Origin of the sequence: Mitsuaria sp. BK037, from assembly GCF_014193045.1 — a bacterium.
Lineage (GTDB): Bacteria > Pseudomonadota > Gammaproteobacteria > Burkholderiales > Burkholderiaceae_C > Roseateles.
The window spans coordinates 595537-617237 of record NZ_JACHYS010000002.1; the positions used below are offsets into that span (position 1 = coordinate 595537).

General features: G+C 68.8%; 21 protein-coding genes and 2 tRNA genes. 13 read left to right on the forward strand and 10 right to left on the reverse strand.

Annotation, left to right across the window (positions count from 1 at the left end; translation table 11 throughout):
* Positions 1-72: 72 nt before the first annotated feature.
* Positions 73-1365 carry a signal recognition particle-docking protein FtsY gene (ftsY, locus tag FHT37_RS14765; protein ID WP_183482494.1) on the reverse strand — a complete coding sequence of 431 codons (1293 nt, stop codon included), beginning with the start codon at positions 1363-1365 and terminating at the stop codon, positions 73-75.
* Between the two features lie 99 nt (positions 1366-1464).
* Here ftsY and FHT37_RS14770 point away from each other — a divergent pair.
* Positions 1465-1541 (forward strand) — tRNA-Met (locus tag FHT37_RS14770).
* 167 nt (positions 1542-1708) lie between these two features.
* Here the strand turns inward: FHT37_RS14770 and FHT37_RS25425 are convergent.
* Positions 1709-3163, reverse strand: a complete 1455-nt coding sequence (locus FHT37_RS25425; protein WP_255489664.1) for a polysaccharide lyase family 1 protein — start codon at positions 3161-3163, stop codon at positions 1709-1711.
* Between the two features lie 485 nt (positions 3164-3648).
* Here FHT37_RS25425 and FHT37_RS14780 point away from each other — a divergent pair, with 485 nt between their 5' ends.
* From FHT37_RS14780 to miaB, 3 genes are all read left to right on the forward strand, one after another.
* On the forward strand, positions 3649-4473 hold the full coding sequence (locus FHT37_RS14780) for a hypothetical protein (protein WP_255489665.1): 825 nt from the start codon (positions 3649-3651) through the stop codon (positions 4471-4473).
* A 67-nt stretch (positions 4474-4540) separates the two neighbouring features.
* Complete coding sequence (locus FHT37_RS14785) at positions 4541-5056, forward strand: hypothetical protein (RefSeq protein WP_183482496.1); 516 nt, start codon at positions 4541-4543, stop codon at positions 5054-5056.
* Positions 5057-5110: 54 nt separating this feature from the next.
* Positions 5111-6451 carry a tRNA (N6-isopentenyl adenosine(37)-C2)-methylthiotransferase MiaB gene (miaB, locus tag FHT37_RS14790; RefSeq protein ID WP_147240005.1) on the forward strand — a complete coding sequence of 447 codons (1341 nt, stop codon included), beginning with the start codon at positions 5111-5113 and terminating at the stop codon, positions 6449-6451.
* Positions 6452-6466: 15 nt separating this feature from the next.
* On the opposite strand, the gene FHT37_RS14795 is transcribed toward miaB, so the two are convergent.
* Positions 6467-6739, reverse strand: a complete 273-nt coding sequence (locus FHT37_RS14795; protein ID WP_091727104.1) for a hypothetical protein — start codon at positions 6737-6739, stop codon at positions 6467-6469.
* Between the two features lie 130 nt (positions 6740-6869).
* Between FHT37_RS14795 and hemA the strand changes: the two genes are divergently transcribed.
* From hemA to FHT37_RS14825, 6 genes are all read left to right on the forward strand, one after another.
* On the forward strand, positions 6870-8198 hold the full coding sequence (gene hemA / locus FHT37_RS14800) for a glutamyl-tRNA reductase (protein ID WP_183482498.1): 1329 nt from the start codon (positions 6870-6872) through the stop codon (positions 8196-8198).
* A 131-nt stretch (positions 8199-8329) separates the two neighbouring features.
* The gene (gene prfA, locus FHT37_RS14805; RefSeq protein WP_183482500.1) at positions 8330-9421 is read left to right on the forward strand and encodes a peptide chain release factor 1; all 1092 of its coding nucleotides are present in this window, start codon (positions 8330-8332) and stop codon (positions 9419-9421) included.
* Positions 9418-10299 (forward strand): peptide chain release factor N(5)-glutamine methyltransferase, encoded by an 882-nt coding sequence (gene prmC / locus FHT37_RS14810; RefSeq protein ID WP_183482502.1) that lies wholly within the window; start codon positions 9418-9420, stop codon positions 10297-10299. Before prfA ends, prmC begins: the two co-directional genes overlap by 4 nt.
* A 212-nt stretch (positions 10300-10511) precedes the next feature.
* Positions 10512-11129, forward strand: coding sequence for a hypothetical protein (locus FHT37_RS14815; RefSeq protein ID WP_091727117.1), 618 nt, complete (start codon positions 10512-10514; stop codon positions 11127-11129).
* 149 nt (positions 11130-11278) lie between these two features.
* Positions 11279-11593, forward strand: a complete 315-nt coding sequence (gene grxD / locus FHT37_RS14820) for a Grx4 family monothiol glutaredoxin (protein WP_091727119.1) — start codon at positions 11279-11281, stop codon at positions 11591-11593.
* Positions 11593-12186, forward strand: coding sequence for a UbiX family flavin prenyltransferase (locus FHT37_RS14825; RefSeq protein ID WP_175538343.1), 594 nt, complete (start codon positions 11593-11595; stop codon positions 12184-12186). Before grxD ends, FHT37_RS14825 begins: the two co-directional genes overlap by 1 nt.
* Positions 12187-12277: 91 nt before the next feature.
* Here the strand turns inward: FHT37_RS14825 and FHT37_RS14830 are convergent, their stop codons facing one another.
* From FHT37_RS14830 to FHT37_RS14840, 3 genes are all read right to left on the reverse strand, one after another.
* Positions 12278-12919: a lytic transglycosylase domain-containing protein gene (locus FHT37_RS14830; RefSeq protein WP_254783449.1), complete on the reverse strand. Its 642-nt coding sequence runs from the start codon at positions 12917-12919 to the stop codon at positions 12278-12280.
* Positions 12920-12997: 78 nt separating this feature from the next.
* On the reverse strand, positions 12998-14098 hold the full coding sequence (locus FHT37_RS25695; RefSeq protein ID WP_183482504.1) for a DUF418 domain-containing protein: 1101 nt from the start codon (positions 14096-14098) through the stop codon (positions 12998-13000).
* Positions 14095-15837, reverse strand: coding sequence for a proline--tRNA ligase (locus FHT37_RS14840; RefSeq protein WP_183482506.1), 1743 nt, complete (start codon positions 15835-15837; stop codon positions 14095-14097). Before FHT37_RS14840 ends, FHT37_RS25695 begins: the two co-directional genes overlap by 4 nt.
* A gap of 134 nt (positions 15838-15971) precedes the next feature.
* Here FHT37_RS14840 and FHT37_RS14845 point away from each other — a divergent pair, with 134 nt between their 5' ends.
* The gene (locus FHT37_RS14845; RefSeq protein WP_255489666.1) at positions 15972-16682 is read left to right on the forward strand and encodes an RNA pyrophosphohydrolase; all 711 of its coding nucleotides are present in this window, start codon (positions 15972-15974) and stop codon (positions 16680-16682) included.
* Positions 16683-16780: 98 nt separating this feature from the next.
* Here the strand turns inward: FHT37_RS14845 and proB are convergent, their stop codons facing one another.
* From proB to rplU, 4 genes are all read right to left on the reverse strand, one after another.
* Positions 16781-17926: a glutamate 5-kinase gene (gene proB / locus FHT37_RS14850; RefSeq protein ID WP_091727132.1), complete on the reverse strand. Its 1146-nt coding sequence runs from the start codon at positions 17924-17926 to the stop codon at positions 16781-16783.
* 63 nt (positions 17927-17989) lie between these two features.
* Complete coding sequence (cgtA, locus tag FHT37_RS14855) at positions 17990-19234, reverse strand: Obg family GTPase CgtA (protein ID WP_175538345.1); 1245 nt, start codon at positions 19232-19234, stop codon at positions 17990-17992.
* A gap of 230 nt (positions 19235-19464) precedes the next feature.
* A complete protein-coding gene (rpmA, locus tag FHT37_RS14860; RefSeq protein ID WP_091727137.1) occupies positions 19465-19722 on the reverse strand; it encodes a 50S ribosomal protein L27 in 258 nt (85 codons plus the stop codon).
* 37 nt (positions 19723-19759) lie between these two features.
* A complete protein-coding gene (rplU, locus tag FHT37_RS14865) occupies positions 19760-20071 on the reverse strand; it encodes a 50S ribosomal protein L21 (RefSeq protein ID WP_067065598.1) in 312 nt (103 codons plus the stop codon).
* Positions 20072-20437: 366 nt separating this feature from the next.
* Between rplU and FHT37_RS14870 the strand changes: the two genes are divergently transcribed.
* Together FHT37_RS14870 and FHT37_RS14875 are read left to right on the forward strand one after the other, a co-directional pair.
* Positions 20438-21367, forward strand: coding sequence for a polyprenyl synthetase family protein (locus tag FHT37_RS14870; protein ID WP_091727143.1), 930 nt, complete (start codon positions 20438-20440; stop codon positions 21365-21367).
* 26 nt (positions 21368-21393) lie between these two features.
* Positions 21394-21470: transfer RNA gene (locus tag FHT37_RS14875), tRNA-Pro, on the forward strand.
* Positions 21471-21701: the final 231 nt, after the last annotated feature.

Below are 21701 nucleotides of genomic sequence, written 5' to 3' on the forward strand. Positions count from 1 at the left end.
CCTTGGGAGCTCTTTGCATTCCGGGGGTCGCACGTCGTCCTTCGACGGATCTGCGACCGAGGACTTCGGGTTTTATTCGAGCAGGGCCTGCGCGAACTCGCGTGCGTCGAAGGTCTGCAGGTCCTCGAGCTTCTCGCCGACGCCAATGAAGTAGACCGGGATCGGGCGCTCGCGCGCGATCGCCGCGAGCACGCCGCCCTTGGCCGTGCCGTCCAGCTTGGTGACGATCAGGCCGGTGAGGCCCAGCGCGTCGTCGAAGGCCTTCACCTGCGTGAGCGCGTTCTGGCCGGTATTGCCGTCCACGACCAGCAGGACCTCGTGCGGCGCGGTCTCCTGCGCCTTGCCGATCACGCGCTTGATCTTCTTCAGCTCCTCCATCAGATGGAGCTGCGTCGGCAGACGGCCGGCGGTGTCGGCGATGACGACGTCACAGCCGCGCGCCTTGCCCGCGACCACCGCGTCATACGTGACCGCCGACGGATCCCCCCCCTCCTGGCTGACGATCTGCACCCGGTTGCGATCCGCCCAGACGGCCAGCTGCTCGCGCGCGGCGGCACGGAAGGTGTCCGCGGCGGCCAGCAACACATTGGCCTCGGCATCGGCCAGATGGCGCGTCAGCTTGCCGATGCTGGTCGTCTTGCCGGCGCCATTGACGCCCACGACCATCATCACCATCGGCGACTGCTCGCCGATCACCAACTGGCGCTGCAGCGGCTGCAGCAGCTCGGTCAGCGCGTCGACGAGCAGTTGACGCACGACGGCGGGCTCGGTGGCCTTGGCGTCCTTGACGCGACGCTTCAGGTCCTCGAGCAGGAACTCGGTCGCCTTGACGCCTGCGTCCGCCATCAGCAGCGCGGCCTCGAGTTCTTCATAAAGCGCGTCGTCGATCTGCGTGCCGGTGAAGACCTGGGCGATGCTCGAGCCGGTCTTGCGCAGGCCCTGGCGCAGCTTGTCCATCCAGGACTTGCGCGGCGCGGGCTCGGCCACGGGCACTGGTGCCGCGGCTGCGACGGGGGCGGTGGCCGGCACAGGCGTGGGCACTGCGACGACCGGCGCGGGCGCGGGCGCATGCACGACGGGCGGCGACGCAACCGGCGCGGGCGCGACGACAGTCGAAGGGGCCGAGACGGAAGCGTTCGGGCTGGGATTGGGTACCGGCGCGGGTGCGGTCGTCGAAGGCGGAGCGAGGACGGGCGCGGTCTGCGGAGCCGGGGACGGGGCTTGCGGTGCCGGAGCCGAAACGGGCTCGACGGCGACCGGCGGGGCCGGGATGGCGGGAGGGGGCGCAGGGACCGCTTCGGGAGCGGGCGCTGGCGTGGGTTCGGAGGATCCGAAGCCCAGTTTTTTCTTGAGGAAGCTGAACATGGAGGGGTCGAGAGGACTCGCGCGCCGAACGTTTGTCGCCGTGCTCGGCGGGGGCTTGCATTGTCTTCGAAAACTTTGCTATAGTCGCGTTCTTCGCAAGGCGCTTTAGCTCAGCCGGTTAGAGCGACGGAATCATAATCCGCAGGTCCGGGGTTCGAATCCCTGAAGCGCCACCAAATACAAACCCCAGCAAGACGCAAGTCCTGCTGGGGTTTTCCGTTTGAGCCTTCGCTTATCGCTCAAGGCCTGCATTCGAGCAGGTCAAGCGGTCGATCGCGCATCTATCGATGCCTGACGCTTGTCGCAGCGCCTTCACGCATCATTGCGTGGGCGCGCGCTCCGCTTAATTGCAGCTCAGCGTCGCCAGCCCCTTCCCGGCCCCCGCCACATTGAGCAGCCGCTGCTTCACGCAGGCCGGGTCCTGCACCGTGTACGCATACGGGATGCCAACCGGGAAGTTCGCCGTCGTCGTCCAGTCGGTCGCGTCGCGCGAGGGGCTGGAGCCGCTCGCCACCCACTTGATGCCGTAGGTCGCGAAGTCCGCCGGGCTCTTCACGTTGTTGTTGCGCAGCTCCCAGTAGCCGATGGACGAGCTGTCCCGCGAGGTCACCGGGTTCTGCGCGTTCTCGAAGTAGTTGCCCTCGATCAGCGAGTACCCGCCCATCCGGATGTTGGCCCCCGACGTGAGCACGTTCGAATACAGGTTGTTGTAGAGGTGCGTGTAGCCCGCGCGCTGCAGCGGCAGCCGCGACACCACGTTGCTGTACACGTTGTGGTGGAAGGTGATGTAGCGGTCGCTGGCATCGCTGTCGCTGGAGCCGATCAGCCCGACCTTCTGGTGGTCGTGGATGTAGTTGTACGAGTAGGTGATGTGATGCGCGCCCGCCTTGCTGTCGATCAGGCCGTCGAACTCGAGGTCACCGGCGCCGGCGCAGTCCTTCGTCGAGCTGAAGAGCGTGTTGTGGTCGATCCAGATGTTGCTCGGCACCCCGCCGCTCTGGCCCTCGATGCCGATCGCGTCGATCTTCCCGGGCAACAGGCCGATCGTCATGTTGCGGATGATGATGTTGCTGGCCGCCGCCTTGATCGCCAGCCCGAAGTTCGCGGCCGATCCGTTGACGCCCTCGATCGTGACGTTGCTCTTGTTCTTGATCTCGACGATCGCGCCGGCCGGCCTCTGCCATTGCGCGCAGGTATCGGTGATCGTGCCGAAGTCGAAGGTCCCGGCATACCGGATCACCAGCCCGCCGCTGCCGCTGTAGGCGTTGATGGCCGCCTGCATCTGGGCCGCGGTGGTGACCGTCACCGGCGTCGCCGAGCCACCGCCCGTCACCGTCCCGGCATAGCCGCCGCTGTGCCCGGCGGGTGCGGGCGCGGGGGCCGGTGCGGGCGATGGCGCCGGGGCGGGGGAAGGCGCCGGTGAAGGCGCCGGCGCGGGCGAGGCGGCGGGGCCGACGGCGCATTTTTCGGCAATGCCCGGGTTCGGGTCGGCGCCGCCGAAGGTGGCCGAGGTGCAAGGCACCGTGCCGCTGAGCGTCTTGATGACCCACTTGTCCTTCACGCCGAAGGAGACCTGGCGCGCGGTCGTGCCGACCTTGCAGCTGCCGCCCTCGTCGGCGCACTTGGAGAAGCCGGAGGGCCAGTCCACGGCGTGCGCGGCGCCCATCGGGGCCACGGCCCCCACCACGACGGCCATGGCGGCCAGCCCCTGGCGCGGGCGCGGCGCGCGCAAAACGCCAGGCAATGGCGGCTGGGACGCGACCAGTTCGACGGACGCGTCAGTACGGATGTTCTTCATGAATGTCTCCGAGATCGTTGGAGCGATCCGGCGCGGGCATGGCTCCGCCCTCACCGGTCACCGGTGAATCGAAAAATTGCTCGGGAAACCCAACTGCCGATTCGCCCGCCTCGCGCGCCGCGGACCAGCAGGGTCCGCTTCGGGGACGGTGACCGTGGGCAGCGGCCAGCGCCGACACGCCAGCGCGCAGGCGCGGCCATGTCGACAACGGGCGCAGACTAACGAGATCGCCAGTTTTCGGAAAGGCGTTTTACATTTACCAAGCCGGCGTTACGGATAAGCCGAAGTTCCTTTGGCGCCCTTGTCGTACGCCAATTCCTGCCGCTCTTCGCCCGTCTTACAAATTCCCGGGAAAGTCCCGGCGTTTCCGCGCAGGGATCGACAGTTGAAACCGCCGACGGCTCCTTAATATCCGCTCCCAGCGGACCCGCCCGGCCCTTCGCCGGCGCCGACCAGACGGTCCGCCAGAAGCACAACGGGGTGGTATGAAGTCGATCGGGTCGTTGGGTCACTGGGGAAGCGCCGCGCGCGAGCGGGTGGTCGCTGCCGCCTCGCTGCTGGCAATGTCCGCCGTGGCGATCACCTTGATGGTCAGCGCTCCCGCGGCGCGGGCCGAACCCACGCTCGGCGGGGCCCTCGCGGCGCCGACACCCGCCGTGGCGACGACCACCTCCGTGACGCTGGCACCGCTGTCCCCGGCCACGCCCGTCCCGGCGCCGACGGTCGCCCGGCCTTCCTCGGCGCTCGTCGTCGACTTCCGCGGCGAGCCCGCTTCGCCCGAGGCCCGCGCCATGGCACGGGCCGCCTTCGAGCGCGCCGACGCGAAGGGGCTGCCCTTCGCGGTGGTCGACAAGAAGGCCGCCAAGCTTTTCGTCTTCCTCGCCGATGGCCGCCTGGCCGGCGCCGCGCCGGCGCTGCTGGGCCTGGCCCGCGGCGATCGCGTCGCCCCGGGTGTCGGCGACATGGTCGCCACCGGCATCCCCGCGGACCTGCGCACCACGCCCGCCGGGCGCTACGACAGCCAGCCCGGCCCCAACCTGAAGGGCGAGACCGTCATCTGGGTCGACTACGACGCCGCCTTCGCCATCCATCGCCTGCGCCCCAGCCCGGCGCGCGAGCGCCGCGCCGAGCGCCTGGCCTCGCCCTCTCCGGACGACAACCGGATCTCGCTGGGCTGCGTGGTCGTCACCGGCGAGTTCTTCGACCGCGTCGTCGCGCCGGTGCTTGGCCATGGCGCCGGTGTCGTCTACGTGCTGCCCGAGCCCGCGCCGGCACCGCTGGCGCAGGGTGACGCCACCCGCCAGCTCTGACGCCCGGGCCCAAGGCCGCGCGGGCGGCGGCGCGCCCCGCCGCGCTCGTCCCGTTAAACTCGCGCCCTTGCGAATTTTCCGCAGCCACTGGATCTACACCATGTACCGCTGTGCCCCGCCCGCCCTGCCCCGTCGTCGCCTGCTGACGACGTCGGCCGCCAGCACCGCCGCCGCCGCAACTGCCGCCGCCTTCGCGGTCCTCTCGACCGTCGCCGGCATCGGCGCGTTCACCGCGCCATCGACCGCCCACGCGCAGATCGTCCCCGGCCACCGCTATTTCCCGCAGCGCGCGCTGCGCGGCGAACTGGTCATCGGCGTCACGCCGGACGTGAAGCTCAACGGCAAGGCCGCCCGGCTCGCGCCCGGCGCCCGCATCCGCAACGCGGTCGACCAGGTCGCCACGCCGGGCTCGCTGTACGACCAGAAGCTGACCGTCCTCTACACCACCGACATCAATGGCCTGCTCATGGACGTCTGGGTGCTGAACGAGGTCGAGCTGGCCAACAAGTCCTGGCCGACCACCCCGCAGCAAGCCTCCCAGCTGGTCTTCGACCAGGCCAGCCAGGTCTGGCGCAAGCCCTGATCCCTGAACGCCGGCCCGCCCCGCGGGTCGCGCCGATGTCTCCCGGAGCTCCCCATGAGCAAGAAAGTCTTCATCAAGACCTTCGGCTGCCAGATGAACGAGTACGACTCGGACAAGATGGCCGACGTGCTGCGCGCCGCCGAGGGCTACGAGCCCACCACCGACGTCGAGCAGGCCGACCTGGTGCTGTTCAACACCTGCTCGGTCCGCGAGAAGGCGCAGGAGAAGGTGTTCTCCGACCTGGGCCGCATCAAGCACCTGAAGGCCAAGGGCGTGATGATCGGCGTCGGCGGCTGCGTCGCCAGCCAGGAAGGCGCCGCGATCATCGAGCGCGCGCCCTATGTCGACGTCGTCTTCGGCCCGCAGACGCTGCACCGCCTGCCGCAGATGCTGGCCCAGCGCCAGGAGCAGCTGCGGCCCCAGGTGGACATCTCCTTCCCCGAAATCGAGAAGTTCGACCACCTGCCGCCGGCCCGCGTGGAGGGCGCTTCCGCCTTCGTGTCCATCATGGAAGGCTGCTCCAAGTACTGCTCCTACTGCGTGGTGCCCTACACCCGCGGCGAGGAGGTCAGCCGGCCCTTCGAGGACGTGCTGGAGGAAGTCGCCGGCCTGGCGGACCAGGGCGTCAAGGAAGTGACGCTGCTGGGGCAGAACGTGAATGCCTACCGAGGCAAGATGGGCGACTCCGACGAGATCGCCGACTTCGCGCTGCTGCTGGAGTACGTGGCCGAGATTCCCGGCATCGAGCGCATCCGCTACACGACCAGCCATCCCAACGAGTTCAGCCAGCGTCTGATCGACGCCTACGGCAAGATCCCGCAGCTGGTGAACCACGTCCACCTGCCGGTGCAGCACGGCTCGGACCGCATCCTGATGGCGATGAAGCGCGGCTACACCACGCTGCAGTTCAAGAGCATCGTGCGCAAGCTGCGCGCGGTGCGGCCGGACATCCGCGTCGCCTCGGACTTCATCGTCGGCTTCCCCGGCGAGACCGACGAGGACCACGCCAAGACCATGCAGCTGGTGCGCGACATCGGTTTCGACGCCTCGTTCAGCTTCATCTTCAGCCCGCGCCCCGGCACGCCGGCCGCCAACCTGGCGGACGACACGCCCCACGAGGTGAAGGTGCGCCGCCTGCAGGAACTGCAGGCCGAGATCGAGGCCACCGCGATCCGTTACAACGACAGCCTGGTGGGCAAGACGGTGCCGGTGCTGGTGTCCGGCCATGCGCGCAAGGACGCCACCGAGCTGATGGGCCGCACCGAGTGCAACCGCATCGTCAACTTCAAGGGCCATGAGCGGCTGATGCACCAGATCATCCCGATGCGCATCACCGAGGCCTTCGCGCACTCGCTGCGCGGCGAGGTGCCGATCACCGCCGACCTGGCCGGCTGAGCGGCCCGCTCAGCCTCAGCGCTTGTAGCTGACGCCCCACTGGGCGGCGGTGACGCCCAGCAGCATCAGGCCGTAGCCGGCCATGGTGCCGTCGCGCCCGGTCAGCATCAGGGCGGCGGCGATGCCCATCGTCCCGCCCAGTCCGCCCCAGACGGCCAGCGTGCGCCAGCGCATGCCGGCGACGGTCTCCCGCCAGATCAGCTTGAGCGCCAGCGCCATCAGCGCGGCCACGCCCCAGGCGGGCAGGAACAGGTTGCCGAAATGCCAGACGGCGTCGAGTGGGTCCACGGGTCGGTTCGCTCCGGGCGAGGGGAAAAGGTGTGACGAAAGCGCCATTCTTGACGCATCCCGGGGCGATGAGCGCGCCGCCAAGGCCGGTGCGATGCACGGGTCGGGGCGGAATTTTATAATCGCCGCCATGTCCGTCTTCGCCCTCGGCCTGAACCACACGTCCGCGCCCCTCGACCTGCGCGGACGTTTCGCGTTCACGCTCGAGCAACTGGCGCCGACGCTGCTGCGCTTCCAGGACCAGGTCGGCGCGCCGCAGCGCCGCCGGGCCACCGCGGCGGAAGCCGCCATCCTCTCCACCTGCAACCGCACCGAACTCTACGTCGCCGGCGACGCCGACATGGTCCGCCCCGCGGTGGACTGGCTGGCGCAGGTGGGCGGCGTCGGCAGCGCGACGCTGATGGACCACGCCTATGTCGTCGAGGACGGCGCCGCGGCCCGGCACGCCTTCCGGGTCGCCAGCGGGCTGGACTCGATGGTGCTGGGCGAGCCACAGATCCTGGGCCAGCTCAAGCTGGCCGTGCGCGAGGCCGACCAGGCCGGCACCCTCGGCACGACGCTGCACCAGCTCTTCCAGCGCAGCTTCTCGGTCGCCAAGGAAGTGCGCAGCTCCACCGAGATCGGCAGCCACTCGATCAGCATGGCCGCCGCGTCGGTCCGGTTGGCCGCCCAGTTGTTCGAGCACCTCGCCGACATCCGCGTGCTGCTGGTCGGCGCGGGCGAGATGATCGAGCTGGTCGGCACCCATTTCGCGGCCAAGGGCCCGAAGTCGATCTCGGTCGCGAACCGGACGCTGGAGCGCGGCGAGAAGCTCGCCAGCCACCTGGGCGCCGAGGCCTTCCGCCTCGCCGACCTGCCCGACCGCCTGCACGAATTCGACGCGGTGATCTCCTGCACCGCCTCCAGCCTGCCGCTGATCGGGCTGGGCGCCGTCGAGCGCGCGCTGAAGAAGCGCCGCCACAAGCCGATGTTCATGGTCGACCTGGCCGTGCCGCGCGACATCGAGCAGGAAGTCGCTCAACTGGACGACGTCTATCTCTACACCGTCGACGACCTGTCCAAGCTGGTCCAGACCGCCGGCGAGAAGCGCCAGGCCGCCGTCCAGCAGGCCGAGGCCATCATCGAGACCGGCGTGCAGAGCTTCGTCCACTGGCTGGGCCAGCGCCACACGGTGCCGCTGATCCAGGCCCTGCATCAGCAGGCCGACAGCTGGCGCCAGGCCGAACTCCAGCGCGCCCGCAAGCTGCTGGCCAGAGGCGAGGACATCGACAGCGTGCTGGATGCGCTCGCGCGCGGCCTGACGCAAAAGATGCTGCACGGCGCGATGGCCGAGCTCAACGGCAGCGACGGTGAGCAGCGCCTGCAGATGGCGCAGACCGTGTCGCGGCTGTTCCTGCGCGGCAGCGCGAAGACGCCCGGCCTGCGCGCCGACGCGCTCGGCGACGAAGCGGACTCGTAGCGGCGATCGCCGCCGGCACCGGCGATGCGCCCGGTGCCCGTTCCGCCCGCGGCCACCGCCGCGCAGTGTTTCCCCCGCCGCCCGCTCCGTCCGCTCCCCCTTCGAGAGGCCGCACTCCCTCCGGATTCCCCATGAAAGACGCCCTGCGCCAGCAGTTCGACCGCCTCGGCTACCGGCTGGCGGAACTCGACACCACCCTCGCCGACGGCAGCGTCGCCGCGGACATGAAGCGCTACCGCGCGCTGACGCGCGAGCAGGCGGAGGTGTCCTCGCTGGTCGAGCGCTACCGCCGCTACGTCCAGCGCGAGCAGGACCTGGCCGCGGCGCGCGAGTTGCTCGACAGCGGCGACGCGGACATGGCCGAGATGGCGCGCGAGGAGATCGGCGCGGCCCAGGCGGACCTCGAGCAGCTCGACCAGGAGCTGCAGCTGGCACTGATCCCCAAGGACCCCGACGACGATCGGCCGGCCTTCCTCGAGATCCGCGCCGGGACCGGCGGCGACGAATCGGCGCTCTTCGCCGGCGACCTGACCCGCATGTACACGCGCTTCGCCGAAGCCCAGGGCTGGCGCTGCGAGGTGCTGTCGGCCAATGAATCGGACCTGGGCGGCTACAAGGAAATCGTGCTGCGGCTCGATGGCGACGGCGTCTACGGGCAGCTGAAGTTCGAATCCGGCGGCCATCGCGTGCAGCGCGTGCCGGCGACCGAGTCGCAGGGCCGCATCCACACCAGCGCCTGCACGGTCGCCGTCATGGCCGAGCCCGACGAGGCGGAGGAAATCCAGCTCAATCCCGCCGACCTGCGCATCGACACCTTCCGCGCCAGCGGCGCCGGCGGGCAGCACGTCAACAAGACCGACAGCGCGATCCGCATCACCCATCTGCCCACCGGCCTGGTCGCCGAATGCCAGGACGACCGCAGCCAGCACCGCAACAAGGCCAAGGCGATGGCGGTGCTCGCCGCGCGGCTGCGCGAGAAGGACCGCAGCGAGCGCGCCGCCAAGGAGGCGGCCCAGCGCAAGAGCCTGATCGGCAGCGGCGACCGCAGCGATCGCATCCGCACCTACAACTTCCCCCAGGGACGCCTGACCGACCACCGGATCAACCTGACGCTGTACAAGCTGGGCGCGATCATGGATGGCGACCTTCGCGACATCCTCCAGGGCCTGCAGCAGGCGCAGGCGGCCGAGCAGCTTGCCGCGCTGGAAGGCGGGGCGACATGAGCATCCGCAATGGCCACGCCGACGCCGACCCGGGCGCTCGACCGGGCGGCGGCTCCGCGCTGACCGTCGTCGACGCCGAGCGGGCCGCGATCGCCGCCGGCCTGCCGCGCGCCGAGGCGCAGTACCTGCTGCAAGCGCTGCTCGGGGTCTCTCGCGCTTGGCTGATCGGCCATGACACGGACCTGCTCGACGCCGTGACGGCGGAGCGCTTCCACCACTGGCTGGCGCGCCGCCTGGATGGCGTGCCGCTGGCCTACCTCACCGGCGAGAAGGAGTTCTTCGGCCTGACGCTACGCGTCACGCCGGACACCTTGATCCCCCGTCCCGACACCGAGCTGCTGGTCCAGTGGGCGCTGGAGCGCCTGGAGGGGCCGCGTCCCCCGCGCGTCGTGGACCTGGGCACCGGCACCGGCGCGATCGCGCTGTCGATCAAGTCGCAGCGGCCGGACGCCGATGTCCGCATGGTCGACTTCAGCCCGGGCGCGCTGGCGGTGGCGCTGGATAACGCGCAGCGACTGGGCTTGCAGGTCGACGGTCACCTGGGAAGCTGGTTCGAGCCCCTGGCGGGTCAGGTCCCCTTCGACCTGATCGTCAGCAACCCGCCCTACGTGGCGGGGGACGACCACCACCTGGACGCCCTGAAGCACGAACCCCGCACGGCGCTCACCCCCGAAGGGGATGGCCTGGCCGACCTTCGCCACCTGATCGAGGGGGCCCCGGCGTGGCTGCGCACCGACGGGTGGCTGCTGCTGGAGCATGGCTTCGACCAGGCCGACGCCGTCGCCGCGATGCTGCGCGGGCGCGGCTTCCTCGAGGTCGAGAGCCGCCGCGACCTGGGCGGCCAGCCCCGCGCCACTGGCGGCCGCTGGCCCGGCTGAGCGCGCACCGCGTTCGGATCTCAACCATTTGCACCCAACTTCACACGCTGTTTCCACACTGCGGGAACCCGCGCCGGGAATCCGCAACAGTGCCGGGAAACCCCCGCAACTCGATCTGGCGCGGTAACTCGGTGGGGCGTAGCATGGTCTGACTTGGTGCCCGTTTTGAACCATTTCGAAACGGGTGTTGTCGTCAGTCTGGGAGACCTGTCATGCGCGCCGCCCCCTTGCTCTTGCGCCTTGCCGTGGTCCTGGCCGGCAGTGTCTGCATGGCCGGTGCCGCCTGGGCCCAACAAGGCCTGCAGTTGAAGCCCGACCGCAAAGCCTTCACCGCTTGGCAGGCCCGCCTGCAGGTGAGCCAGAGCCAGGACGACGACGCCCTCTCCTTCGACGCCCGCCGCGGCAGCCGCCTGCTGAGCGCCAACCTGCTGGCGGACTATTACCTGACCGGTTCCGGCCTGGGCGCCGGCACGCGTGGCGGCCTGCGGGCCACCGGCGGGCTGATGCTGGGCCCGATGTCGCTGCTGCAGAGCAGCTCCGGCCTGGCGCTCGGCCGCGGCGCGGCGCTGACGCCGTCGCTGTCGGCGGGCAGCCGCAGCCTCAGCCTGCTCACCGGCCCGGATCGCGAGCCCAACCTCTCGCTGTCCTATGTCGGCGTCGGCTACACCAGCTACTCGCTGCGGGGCGGTTGGGGCTTCAGCGCTGACCTGGGCGTGGTCGGTGGCGGTGCCTCGGCGCTGCGCCTGGGCAACAGCGCGCCGCAAGCCGACCTGTCGCAGGACCTGCGCTACCGGCCGGTCGTCCAGTTCGGCGTCAGCTACAGCTTCTGAGCGTCACCGCCGGCGGATCGACAGCCCTTGGGCTCCGCCGAGCGCGGGCATGTCCGCTGCCCGATAATCGCCGGATCGCGCGGCCCGCCGTGCCGTCCCGGCGCGCTCCCGCACACGTCTTCCCGCATCAGCTTTCAGAGGATTCCGCCATGAGCGACGTTCAGCAACGCATCGACGACCTGGTCAAAGGCAACCGGGTCATGCTCTTCATGAAGGGCACCGCCCAGTTCCCGATGTGCGGCTTCTCCGGCCGCGCGATCCAGATCCTGAAGGCCAGCGGCGCCAGCGAGCTGAAGACCTTCAACGTCCTCGAGGACGAGGGCGTGCGCCAGGGCATCAAAGAATACGCGAACTGGCCCACCATCCCGCAGCTCTACATCGACGGCGAGTTCGTCGGCGGCTCCGACATCATGATGGAGATGTACGAGAGCGGCGAGCTGCAGCAGCTGCTGGCCAAGGCCTGATGACGGCCGCCGCGGCGCAGCGTCCACGCCTGATCGTCGGTATCACCGGCGCGACGGGCGCGGCCTACGGGCTGCAGCTGCTGCGCCGCGCCCGCGCGATCGGGGCGGAAACCCACCTCATCCTGAGCCCCGCCGGCGTGCTGAACGCCCACCATGAACTGGGGCTCGCGCGCGATGCGCTCGAGCGCGAGGCGGACGTCGCCTACGCGCCCGGCGACATCGGCGCCTGCGTCGCCAGCGGCAGCTTCCCGACCGCCGCGATGGTGATCGCGCCCTGCTCGATGCGCACGCTCGCCGCGGTCGCGCACGGGCTGTCGGACAACCTCATGAGCCGCGCCGCCGACGTCACGCTCAAGGAGCGCCGCCGGCTGATCCTGATGGTGCGCGAGACGCCGCTGAACCTTGCCCACCTGCGCAACATGACGGCGGTGACCGAGATGGGCGGCATCGTCTTCCCGCCGCTGCCGGCGCTTTACCTGAAGCCGACCTCGATCGAAGAGATGGTCGCGGAAACGGTCGAACGCGTGCTTGAACTGGCGCAGTTGCCGGGCGCCGCGCCGCAGGCCTGGCAGGGATTGCGTTCCCACGCCTGACTCCGAGGCCGCCGGGCAACGACGGCACCCGGCGGTGGTCCGGTGTGAGCGCCCGTGTGATCACCCGTGAGCGCGCACCTGCGCCGGGGCCTCAGCTCTGCCCCGGCATCAGCCAGGCCTTGCGCGCGCCCATCACCAGGTTGGGATACTCGGCCCGACCGCGGCTGCCGTTGTAGCGCCCCAGCGCGAGGAACAGGTTGCCCTTCTCGATGTCGAGGTAGTGGCGCAGGATCACGCAGCCGAAGCGCAGGTTGGTCTGCATGTGGAACAGCCTGGACACCTGCCCGTCACCGATCGAGCGCGTCCAGAACGGCATCACCTGCATGTAGCCGCGCGCGCCCGCCACGCTGATCGCGTACTTGCGGAAGCCGCTCTCCACCTGCACCAGGCCCAGCACCAGCGCCGGCTCCAGGCCCGCGCGCGCGCTCTCGTACCAGAGCGTCTCCAGGAACTCGATCCGCGTCTGCGTTTCGCTCTTCTTGCGCTTCATGCGCTCGCTCATCTCCCCCAGCCAGCGCAGGTAGGCCAGGCGCGGCTCGATGGCGTCGAAACGGGGCTTGGGCGGAGCGTCCGAGGCGATCGCCGCCGACAGCGCCGAGCGCACGGCGTCGGCCAGCGGCTCTTCCTGCTGGGCGCCGGCGAACGCCGGTCGCGGCAGGCAGGCGGCCGCGCCCGCAAGCAGCAGCGCGCGGCGGGAACTCGGGGAGATCGTCGGGGAGCGGAAAGCGGTCACGTCAACGGAAAGAGGATCGGCGGCGATCGACATCGGAAAGGGAGAGGCGCGGCATCGTAACGGCGCTGGCCGGCGCCGTCAGCGCGACAGCCAGCGTTCCAGCGGCAAAGGTCGCGGTCCGCGCGCCCGCGCGAGCAGCAGTCCGCCCACCCAGTACGCCAGCGCCAGGCCCGCGGTGACCAAGGTGCCTGGTTGCCATGACAGCCCCGCGCCGCTGAACAGCGCAAAGCTCAGCACCGAGCTGAACAGATAGAGCGTCAGCGTGTGCCGGCCCAGCGGCGCGAGCGCTTCCAGCAGGCGAGGATCGCGCCGCATCCGCAAGACCAGGGCCGGCACCGCGGCACTGAGCAGCAGCATCGTCGGGTAGAGATAGAAGATCGCGTAACGCCCTGTGACGAAGCTGTCGCCATCGCGCAGGCCCGGCCAGAGCAGCGAGGTGAACGCGATGTTCACCGCCACCGCCGGCCACAGCCAGCGACGCGACCAGCGCCGCAGCGCGGGATCCCAGCGTGGATGGGAGAACAGGCGCAGCCGCGCCGCCATCAAGCCGCCCGTCATCAGGAGCAGCGGCACCGGGATGCCCAGCGTCATGAAGGCGATCGTCGTCGCGGTGAAGTGGCCGGCATTGCGCAGCGTCCACTCCGCCCAAGGCGCCGGCGCCATCAATGGCACCGAGGGTTCGCCGGCCAGCGGCAGATTCGCCAGCACCACCGTGAAACCGATCACCGCCAAGTTCAGGGCGATGAGCACCCGGATCCGCAGCTTCAGCTTGGCCATCGAGTGGCCGGCCCAGACCGCGAGCAGCGAGCCGGCCACGGCATACAGCGTCAGGATGTCGCCCATGTAGAGCAGGCAGCCGTGCAGCAGGCCCAGCGTCAGCATCTTGGCCAGCCGGCGGCGGCGCTTGAGCAGGGCGTCCACCCCGCGCGTCTGCGACAGCCCCTGGCTGTAGCCGAAGAGGAACGCCAGCAGCGCGATGCCCTTGCCCGCCACCAGCGCATGCAGCAGCCAGGACAGCGCCTGGGCCACCAGGCCTTCGTCGCTGGCGGGCGGGCTCAGCGGGCCGGCGTCGGGCAGCGCCGGATAACCGACCCAGTTGATCGCGACCACCGGCAGCAGCGCCAGCGCGCGGAGCGCGTCCACCGCCGCGACGCGCTGCGGCGGACGAGCCGGACTCACGCCAGGCGTTGCTTCAGGTGGGCGACCACCTCGGCCAGCGCCAGCTTGGTGGCGGCGGCATCGCGACGGCCCTGGACCTCGACCTGGCCTTCCTTCAGGCCGCGATCGGAGATCACGACCCGCTGCGGCACGCCGACGAGTTCCCAGTCGGCGAACATCGCGCCGGGGCGCTCGCCGCGATCGTCCAGCAGCACGTCGATGCCCAGGTCCAGCAACTCGTCGTAGAGCTTCGTCGCGGCGGCCTTCACATCCTCGTTGCGGTCCATGCCGATCGGGCAGATCACCACGGTGAAGGGGGCGATCGACGCCGGCCAGACGATGCCGCGCTCGTCGTGGTTCTGCTCGATCGCCGCGCCCAGGATGCGGGTCACGCCGATGCCGTAGCAGCCCATCTCCATCAGCTGCGGCTTGCCGTTCTCGTCCAGGTAGGTCGCGTTCATCGCGGCCGAGTACTTCGTGCCCAGATAGAAGACGTGGCCGACCTCGATGCCGCGCTGGATCGCCAGCACGCCCTTGCCGTCCGGCGACGGGTCGCCTTCGACGACATTGCGGATGTCGGCGACCAGGTCGGGTTCGGGCAGGTCGCGGTCCCAGTTGGCGCCGGTGAAGTGGAAGTCGGCCTCGTTGGCGCCGCAGACGAAATCGGACATGTTCGCGACCGTGCGGTCCGCGATGACCTTGACCGGCTGCTTCAGGCCGATCGGGCCCAGGTAGCCGGGCTTGCAGCCGAAGTGGGCGTCGATCTCCGCGGCGGTCGCGAAGCGGAAGCCGCCCTTCAGGCCTTCCAGCTTGCCGGCCTTCACTTCGTTCAGGTCGTGGTCGCCGCGCACCAGCAGCAGCCAGACCTGCGACTTGACGATCGTGCCGTGTTCATCGAGTTCGTCGGTCGCCAGCACCAGCGACTTCACCGTCTGCGACAGCGGCAGCTTCAGCAGCTCGGCCACATCGGCGCAGGTCGCCTTGCCGGGCGTCGGCGTCTTCGTCAGCGCCTGCGTCGCGGCACCCCGCGTCGCGATCAACGACAGCGCCTCGGCCAGCTCGATGTTGGCGGCGTAGTCGCTGGTCGGGCAGTAGATGATCGCGTCCTCGCCGGTCTCGGCGATGACCTGGAATTCATGCGAGCGGTCGCCGCCGATCGCGCCGGTGTCCGCCGCCACGGCGCGGTATTGCAGGCCCAGGCGATCGAAGATCCGGCAGTAGGCCGCGTACATGTTGTCGTAGCTGCGGCCGGCCGCGTCCTTGTCACGGTCGAACGAGTACGCGTCCTTCATCGTGAACTCGCGCCCGCGCATGATGCCGAAGCGGGGCCGGCGCTCGTCGCGGAACTTCGTCTGGATGTGATAGAAGTTCTTCGGCAGCTGCTTGTAGCTGCGCAGCTCCTGGCGGGCGATGTCGGTGATGACCTCCTCCGACGTCGGCTGGATGATGAAGTCACGGCCGTGGCGATCCTTCACCCGCAGCAGCTCGGGGCCCATCTTGTCGAAGCGGCCGGTCTCCTGCCAGAGCTCCGCCGGCTGCACGACCGGCATCAGCAGCTCGACCGCGCCGGCGCGATTCATCTCGGTGCGGATGATGTGCTCGACCTTGCGGATCACCCGCAGGCCCATCGGCATGTAGTTGTAGATGCCGGCGCCCAGGCGCTTGATCATGCCGGCCCGCATCATGAGCTTGTGGCTGACGATTTCCGCGTCGGCGGGGGCTTCCTTGAGCGTGGAGACGAAGAACTGGGAGGCTTTCATGGGCGCAGAAAATAAAAGTCCGCGGTCAGCCGTGCCGCCGCGGAAAAACCGTTCACCACCGAGGGTTAGCGATGATCGCGCCGGGGCTCGGGCCCGGTGCAATAATCAATCCAACGAATGATTTGAGGTTGATTATGCTCGACCGTGAAGGCTTCCGGCCCAACGTCGGCATCATCCTGCTCAACCACAAGAACGAGGTGTTCTGGGGCAAGCGCATACGCACCCATTCTTGGCAGTTCCCCCAAGGGGGCATCAAGCATGGCGAAACGCCCGAGCAGGCGATGTTCAGAGAGCTGCATGAGGAAGTGGGCCTCACCGCAGACCACGTGCGCATCATCGCGCGCACCCGCGACTGGCTGCGCTACGAGGTTCCCGATCACTTCATCCGGCGCGACGCGCGCGGCCACTATCGCGGGCAGAAACAGATCTGGTTCCTGCTCCAGATGACCGGTCGCGACAGCGACATGAATCTGCGCGCGACCGACCACCCCGAGTTCGATGCCTGGCGCTGGAACGAGTATTGGGTGCCGCTGGAAGCGGTGATCGAGTTCAAGCGCGGCGTCTACCAGATGGCGTTGACCGAACTCGCGCGCTTCCTGCCGCGGCTCAACCATCACAATCGCTATCTGCGGGCGGGCATGCGGCCGCCACCGCGCGGTGATCGGCATGGCGGGCCCAACGAGCAGGATCATCACCGGCACGACCGCGTCGACCCTCGGCCTCACGAGCAGGAAGTCGCCGCGCACGCCGCGGATGGTCATTCCCAGGAAGCCCGCGAGCGTCGCGATGCCGCCTCGCCGGTTGCCGCCCCCCAAACGGGTTCGGTGGAGCCGGCGAAGGACTGATCGGACCGGCGCCGCCCTGGAGGCGGCGGAGCGGGCAAGACAAAGGCGCCCTCGGGCGCCTTTCTTCTGGGTCGTGGTTGGATGCTCGCGCCGATCAATCAGCGCAGCACGAGGTTGTCGCGGTGGATCAGCTCGGGCTCGGCGGCGTAACCCAGCACCCGCTCGATGTCGAAGGACGGCTTGCGCGCGATCAGCCGCGCCTCGGCGCTGCCGTAGTTGGTCAGGCCGCGCGCCAATTCCTTGCCCGCCAGGTCGATGACCGCGATGACGTCGCCGCGATGGAACTCGCCGGACACCTCCTGCACGCCGATCGGCAGCAGGCTCTTGCCTTCGTCGCGCAGCTTGATTGCCGCGCCGGCATCGACGACCACCTTCCCTCGCAACTGCAGATGGTCGACCATCCACTGCTTGCGAGCCGCCAGCTTGGCGGTCGACGCCATCAGGGCCGTGCCGATCGACTCGCCGTGCGCCAGCCGCAGCAGCACGTCGGGCTCCCGGCCCCAGGCGATCACGGTGTTGGCGCCGCTGCTCGCCGCGCGCTTGGCCGCCAGGATCTTGGTGATCATCCCGCCCCGCCCGATGCTCGATCCCGCGCCGCCGGCCATCTCTTCCAGCTCGGGTCTGCCAGCGGTCGCGCGATCGATGAAGCGCGCGTTCGGGTCCTTGCGCGGATCGGCGGAATACAGGCCCTTCTGGTCCGTCAGGATCACCAGGGCGTCCGCCTCGACCAGGTTCGCCACCAGCGCGCCCAGCGTGTCGTTGTCACCGAACTTGATCTCGTCGTTGACGACCGTATCGTTCTCGTTGATGACCGGCAGCACGCGATGCTGCAGCAGCGCCAGCAAGGTCGAGCGCGCGTTCAGGTAGCGCTCGCGATCGGCCAGATCGGCATGCGTCAGCAGCACCTGCGCGCTGGTGAGGCCCTGTTCGCGCAGCTTGGTTTCGTACATCTGCGCCAGGCCCATCTGGCCGACAGCGGCGGCGGCCTGCAACTCGTGCAGCTCCTTCGGCCGGCTGGCCCAGCCCAGGCGCTTCATGCCTTCGGCGATCGCGCCGCTGGAGACCATCACCACCTCGCGGCCCTCGCGGGCCAGTTCCGCCAATTGGCGGCACCAGTTGCCGATGGCCTCGGCGTCCACGCCTCGCCCCTCGTTGGTCACCAGACTGGAGCCCACCTTCACGACGATCCGTCGCGCGTCCCGCAGGACACCAGTCAATTCGCCGTTCAGGTTGCCGTTGCTCATGCGATGGGAGGATGAGGGAGTCGTGGACCGAAGCCGGAAGTCAGGGCGATGCCGGAGACGCGTTCAGGGCAGCGGGTCGAAGCGCGGATCGCGTTCGGGCGGCTTCTCCGCCTTCTCAGCCTTGTCGGCCTTCTTGCCGCGCGGCGTCTTCGCGGGCGTCGCCCCGGCGGACTCCGCCTTCGCCGCCTTGATCACCTTGGCCTTGGCGGCGCGCGTCTTGCGCGTTTCCTGGAAGGCCTTGGGCGGATCGATCGTCGGCTCGTCGAAGCGCGCATCCGGATCCTCGACCGGCGGCGCCTGGATCGCGGCGACGTGGTCGTAGATGGCGCGGATCAAGGGCTCGCAGCCCTCGCGCGTCAGCGCGGAGATCTCGAACACCGGTCCCTTCCACTTGTAGCGCTTGACGAAATCCTTCACGCGGGCGGCGCGCTCCTCGGCCGGCACCATGTCCAGCTTGTTGAGCACCAGCCACCGCGGCTTCTCGTACAGCGCCTCGTCGTACTTCTTCAGTTCCTTGACGATGGCCTTGGCCTCCGCGACCGGGTCCACGTCGGGATTGAACGGCGCCAGGTCGACCACATGCAGCAGCACGCGCGTGCGCTGCAGGTGGCGCAGGAACTGGTGACCCAGGCCGGCGCCTTCAGCGGCGCCCTCGATCAGGCCCGGGATGTCGGCGATGACGAAGCTCTTCTCCGGCCCGACGCGCACCACGCCCAGGTTGGGATACAGCGTGGTGAAGGGGTAATCGGCGATCTTGGGGCGAGCATTCGAGACGGCCGCGATCAGCGTCGACTTGCCGGCGTTGGGCTGGCCGAGCAGGCCGACGTCGGCCAGCACGCGCAGTTCCATCTTGATCTTCTTGACCTCGCCCGGCCAGCCGGGCGTCTTCTGACGCGGCGCGCGGTTGGTCGAGGTCTTGAAATGCAGGTTGCCGAAGCCGCCGTCGCCGCCCTTGGCCAGCAGCACCGGCACATCGGGCTCGAGCAGCTCGGCGATGATCTCATCGGTCTCGAGGTCCCGCACGATGGTGCCGACCGGCACCTTCAGCATGATGTCCTCCGCGGCGGCGCCGAACTGGTCCGAACCCCGGCCCGCTTCGCCATTGCGCGCCTCGTGGCGCCGCGCATAGCGGTAGTCGATCAACGTGTTGAGGTTGCGATCGGCCACCGCATAGACGCTGCCGCCGCGGCCGCCGTCGCCCCCGTCCGGACCGCCGAAGGGAATGAACTTCTCGCGGCGGAAACTGGCGCAGCCCGCACCGCCGTTGCCGGCGGCGATATCGATGGTGGCTTCGTCAACGAACTTCATGGATGGCCTTCAGTCCCGGAGCGGGGCTATCGTAATTCAGGCCCCCGCGCTCCCGCGCGAGGACATGCTTTGAATCGGAGCGAGTCAGGTTTCGCCGGAACTCGCGGTCGGCGCGGGAATCCTCAGTCACGGGCCCCGAAAAAACAAAGCCCCGGACGAATCCGGGGCTCTGGGTCCGCCGGAAGCGGAAGACCAGGTCTTCCGCCCGCGGCGTCAGGACATCAACGCGCTCAGGCCGCCGTGACGACGACGGTGGAGCGGCTGTTTTCGCCCTTGACGGTGAAGGACACCGTGCCGTCGATCAGCGCGAACAGCGTGTGGTCCTTGCCCATGCCCACGTTGGTGCCGGCGTGGAACTTCGTGCCGCGCTGGCGGACGATGATCGAGCCTGCCGAGACGGTCTGGCCGCCGTACACCTTGACGCCAAGCATCTTCGGCTTCGAGTCGCGGCCGTTTCGTGTCGAGCCGCCGCCCTTTTTCTGTGCCATGGATTACTCCTTGATCAGATTGCGAGTGAGTCGAGGATCAGCCGTTGACCGCGCTGATTTCCAGCTCGGTGAACGTCTGGCGATGGCCTTGGCTCTTCTTGTAGTGCTTGCGACGACGCAGCTTGAAGATGCGCACCTTGTCGTGCTTGCCATGAGCCACCACGGTGGCCTTGACGCTGGCGCCAGCAACCAAGGGAGTCCCGATCTTGAGGTCCGCGCCGTTTCCGACGGCCAGCACCTGGTCAATCACGATCTCTTGGCCAACTTCCGCAGCAATCTGTTCTACCTTGATCTTTTCGCCAGCAGCAACCTTGTATTGCTTGCCACCGGTTTTTATGACCGCGTACATATCAGCCCTTTCACATGCGAGCGATCCACGAAGCGCCATGAGGCACCCTGCCGACCGCCCAAGAAAAAACACCGCATGGAGATGCGGAGCCCGAGAATGTAGCACAGGCACCCCTGTTGATGCAAACCCTGAGACGCGCCCAAGCCCGCAGCCATCGGGCTTCGCGGCCGGCGGAGCGTCCGGATGCGCACTCCGCCACGGGTCGTCACGGCGCTGCCCAGCCGCGCGGGTGCGCAAGAGCGCGTGGCTCGGCCAGCGCCTCGCGCGGGCCTTCCTATAATCCGCGCTTCCCCTCACCGTGAGTCCAGAGTGCAACCCATTGCCTCTACCCCTGTTGCCGAGGTCCTCGAGGCGCTGAATGCGCAGATGAACGAAGTCGATGCCGTGATCGCGCAGCGGCTTCGATCGGACGTCGCGCTGATCAACCAGATTTCCGCGTACATCATTCACGCTGGCGGCAAGCGGATGCGGCCCAAGCTGGTGCTGATGTTCGCCAACGCGCTGGGCGCCGACTCCCCCGCCAGCCGCGAGCTCGCGGCGGTCGTCGAATTCATCCACACCGCGACCCTGCTTCACGACGATGTCGTCGACGAGTCCGCGCTGCGCCGCGGCAAGCAGACGGCCAACGCGCTGTTCGGCAACGCGGCCAGCGTGCTGGTGGGCGACTTCCTGTATTCGCGCGCCTTCCAGATGATGGTGTCGGTGAATCGCATGCGCGTGCTCGAGGTGCTGGCCGATGCGACCAACGTCATCGCCGAAGGCGAAGTCCTGCAGCTCATGAACATGCATGACCCGGACGTTGCGGTCGACAGCTATCTGCGCGTCATCCGCTACAAGACGGCCAAGCTGTTCGAGGCCAGCGCGCGCCTGGGCGCGGTGCTCGCCGATGCGCCCCCCACCCTGGAGGAAGCCTGCGCCGGATACGGCCGCTCGCTGGGCACCGCCTTCCAGCTGATCGACGATGCGCTGGACTATGAGGGCACCAGCGATTCACTGGGCAAGAACGTCGGGGACGACCTGCGCGAAGGCAAGCCCACGCTGCCACTGCTGATCGCCATGGAACGCGGGACCGACGACGACCGCGCCCTGATCCGCCACGCGATCGAGCATGGCGAGGTGGAACGGCTGCAGGACATCGTCGCGATCGTGCGCCGCACCGGCGCACTGGAGGCGACCCGCGAGGCCGCCCGCGCGGAAGTCGCACAGGCGCGACAACATTTGTCGGCGCTCCCTCTTTCCAAGTGGAAAGAAAGCCTGCTAGAATTTGCGGCTCAGTCGGTGGAGAGAAGTTCTTGAACAAACTCTCGATCGAATGACCAAAACGGGGTGTAGCTTAGCCTGGTAGAGCGCTACGTTCGGGACGTAGAGGCCGGAGGTTCGAATCCTCTCACCCCGACCAGGATTCAAAGAAGCCCAAGTGGATCGACCACTTGGGCTTTTTCCTTTTCGGCGCTCCGCGTCGACGCATTCAGCACCCTGCGCCGCCTCGCACCGGGTTCCGCGGCAGATCCCGGGCCCCTGCTACCGAAGACAGCACCAACATCGCACCGTTGGGAATCGGACAGGACACGCCCCCGTCCGCTCCCTACATTCGCCCTGCGGCAACGGCCTGCGACGGGCGCATATCCAG

Excerpts from the sequence above, each read along its gene's own strand:
- FHT37_RS14840 (WP_183482506.1), bottom strand. The coding sequence starts at position 15,837 with ATGAAAGCCTCCCAGTTCTTCGTCTCCACGCTCAAGGAAGCCCCCGCC.
- cgtA (WP_175538345.1), bottom strand. The coding sequence starts at position 19,234 with ATGAAGTTCGTTGACGAAGCCACCATCGATATCGCCGCCGGCAACGGC.
- proB (WP_091727132.1), bottom strand. The coding sequence starts at position 17,926 with ATGAGCAACGGCAACCTGAACGGCGAATTGACTGGTGTCCTGCGGGAC.
- miaB (WP_147240005.1), top strand. The coding sequence starts at position 5,111 with ATGAGCAAGAAAGTCTTCATCAAGACCTTCGGCTGCCAGATGAACGAG.
- hemA (WP_183482498.1), top strand. The coding sequence starts at position 6,870 with ATGTCCGTCTTCGCCCTCGGCCTGAACCACACGTCCGCGCCCCTCGAC.
- FHT37_RS25425 (WP_255489664.1), bottom strand. The coding sequence starts at position 3,163 with ATGAAGAACATCCGTACTGACGCGTCCGTCGAACTGGTCGCGTCCCAG.
- FHT37_RS14845 (WP_255489666.1), top strand. The coding sequence starts at position 15,972 with ATGCTCGACCGTGAAGGCTTCCGGCCCAACGTCGGCATCATCCTGCTC.
- ftsY (WP_183482494.1), bottom strand. The coding sequence starts at position 1,365 with ATGTTCAGCTTCCTCAAGAAAAAACTGGGCTTCGGATCCTCCGAACCC.
- grxD (WP_091727119.1), top strand. The coding sequence starts at position 11,279 with ATGAGCGACGTTCAGCAACGCATCGACGACCTGGTCAAAGGCAACCGG.
- prfA (WP_183482500.1), top strand. The coding sequence starts at position 8,330 with ATGAAAGACGCCCTGCGCCAGCAGTTCGACCGCCTCGGCTACCGGCTG.
- rplU (WP_067065598.1), bottom strand. The coding sequence starts at position 20,071 with ATGTACGCGGTCATAAAAACCGGTGGCAAGCAATACAAGGTTGCTGCT.
- FHT37_RS14870 (WP_091727143.1), top strand. The coding sequence starts at position 20,438 with ATGAACGAAGTCGATGCCGTGATCGCGCAGCGGCTTCGATCGGACGTC.
- FHT37_RS14815 (WP_091727117.1), top strand. The coding sequence starts at position 10,512 with ATGCGCGCCGCCCCCTTGCTCTTGCGCCTTGCCGTGGTCCTGGCCGGC.
- FHT37_RS14780 (WP_255489665.1), top strand. The coding sequence starts at position 3,649 with ATGAAGTCGATCGGGTCGTTGGGTCACTGGGGAAGCGCCGCGCGCGAG.
- FHT37_RS14825 (WP_175538343.1), top strand. The coding sequence starts at position 11,593 with ATGACGGCCGCCGCGGCGCAGCGTCCACGCCTGATCGTCGGTATCACC.
- prmC (WP_183482502.1), top strand. The coding sequence starts at position 9,418 with ATGAGCATCCGCAATGGCCACGCCGACGCCGACCCGGGCGCTCGACCG.
- rpmA (WP_091727137.1), bottom strand. The coding sequence starts at position 19,722 with ATGGCACAGAAAAAGGGCGGCGGCTCGACACGAAACGGCCGCGACTCG.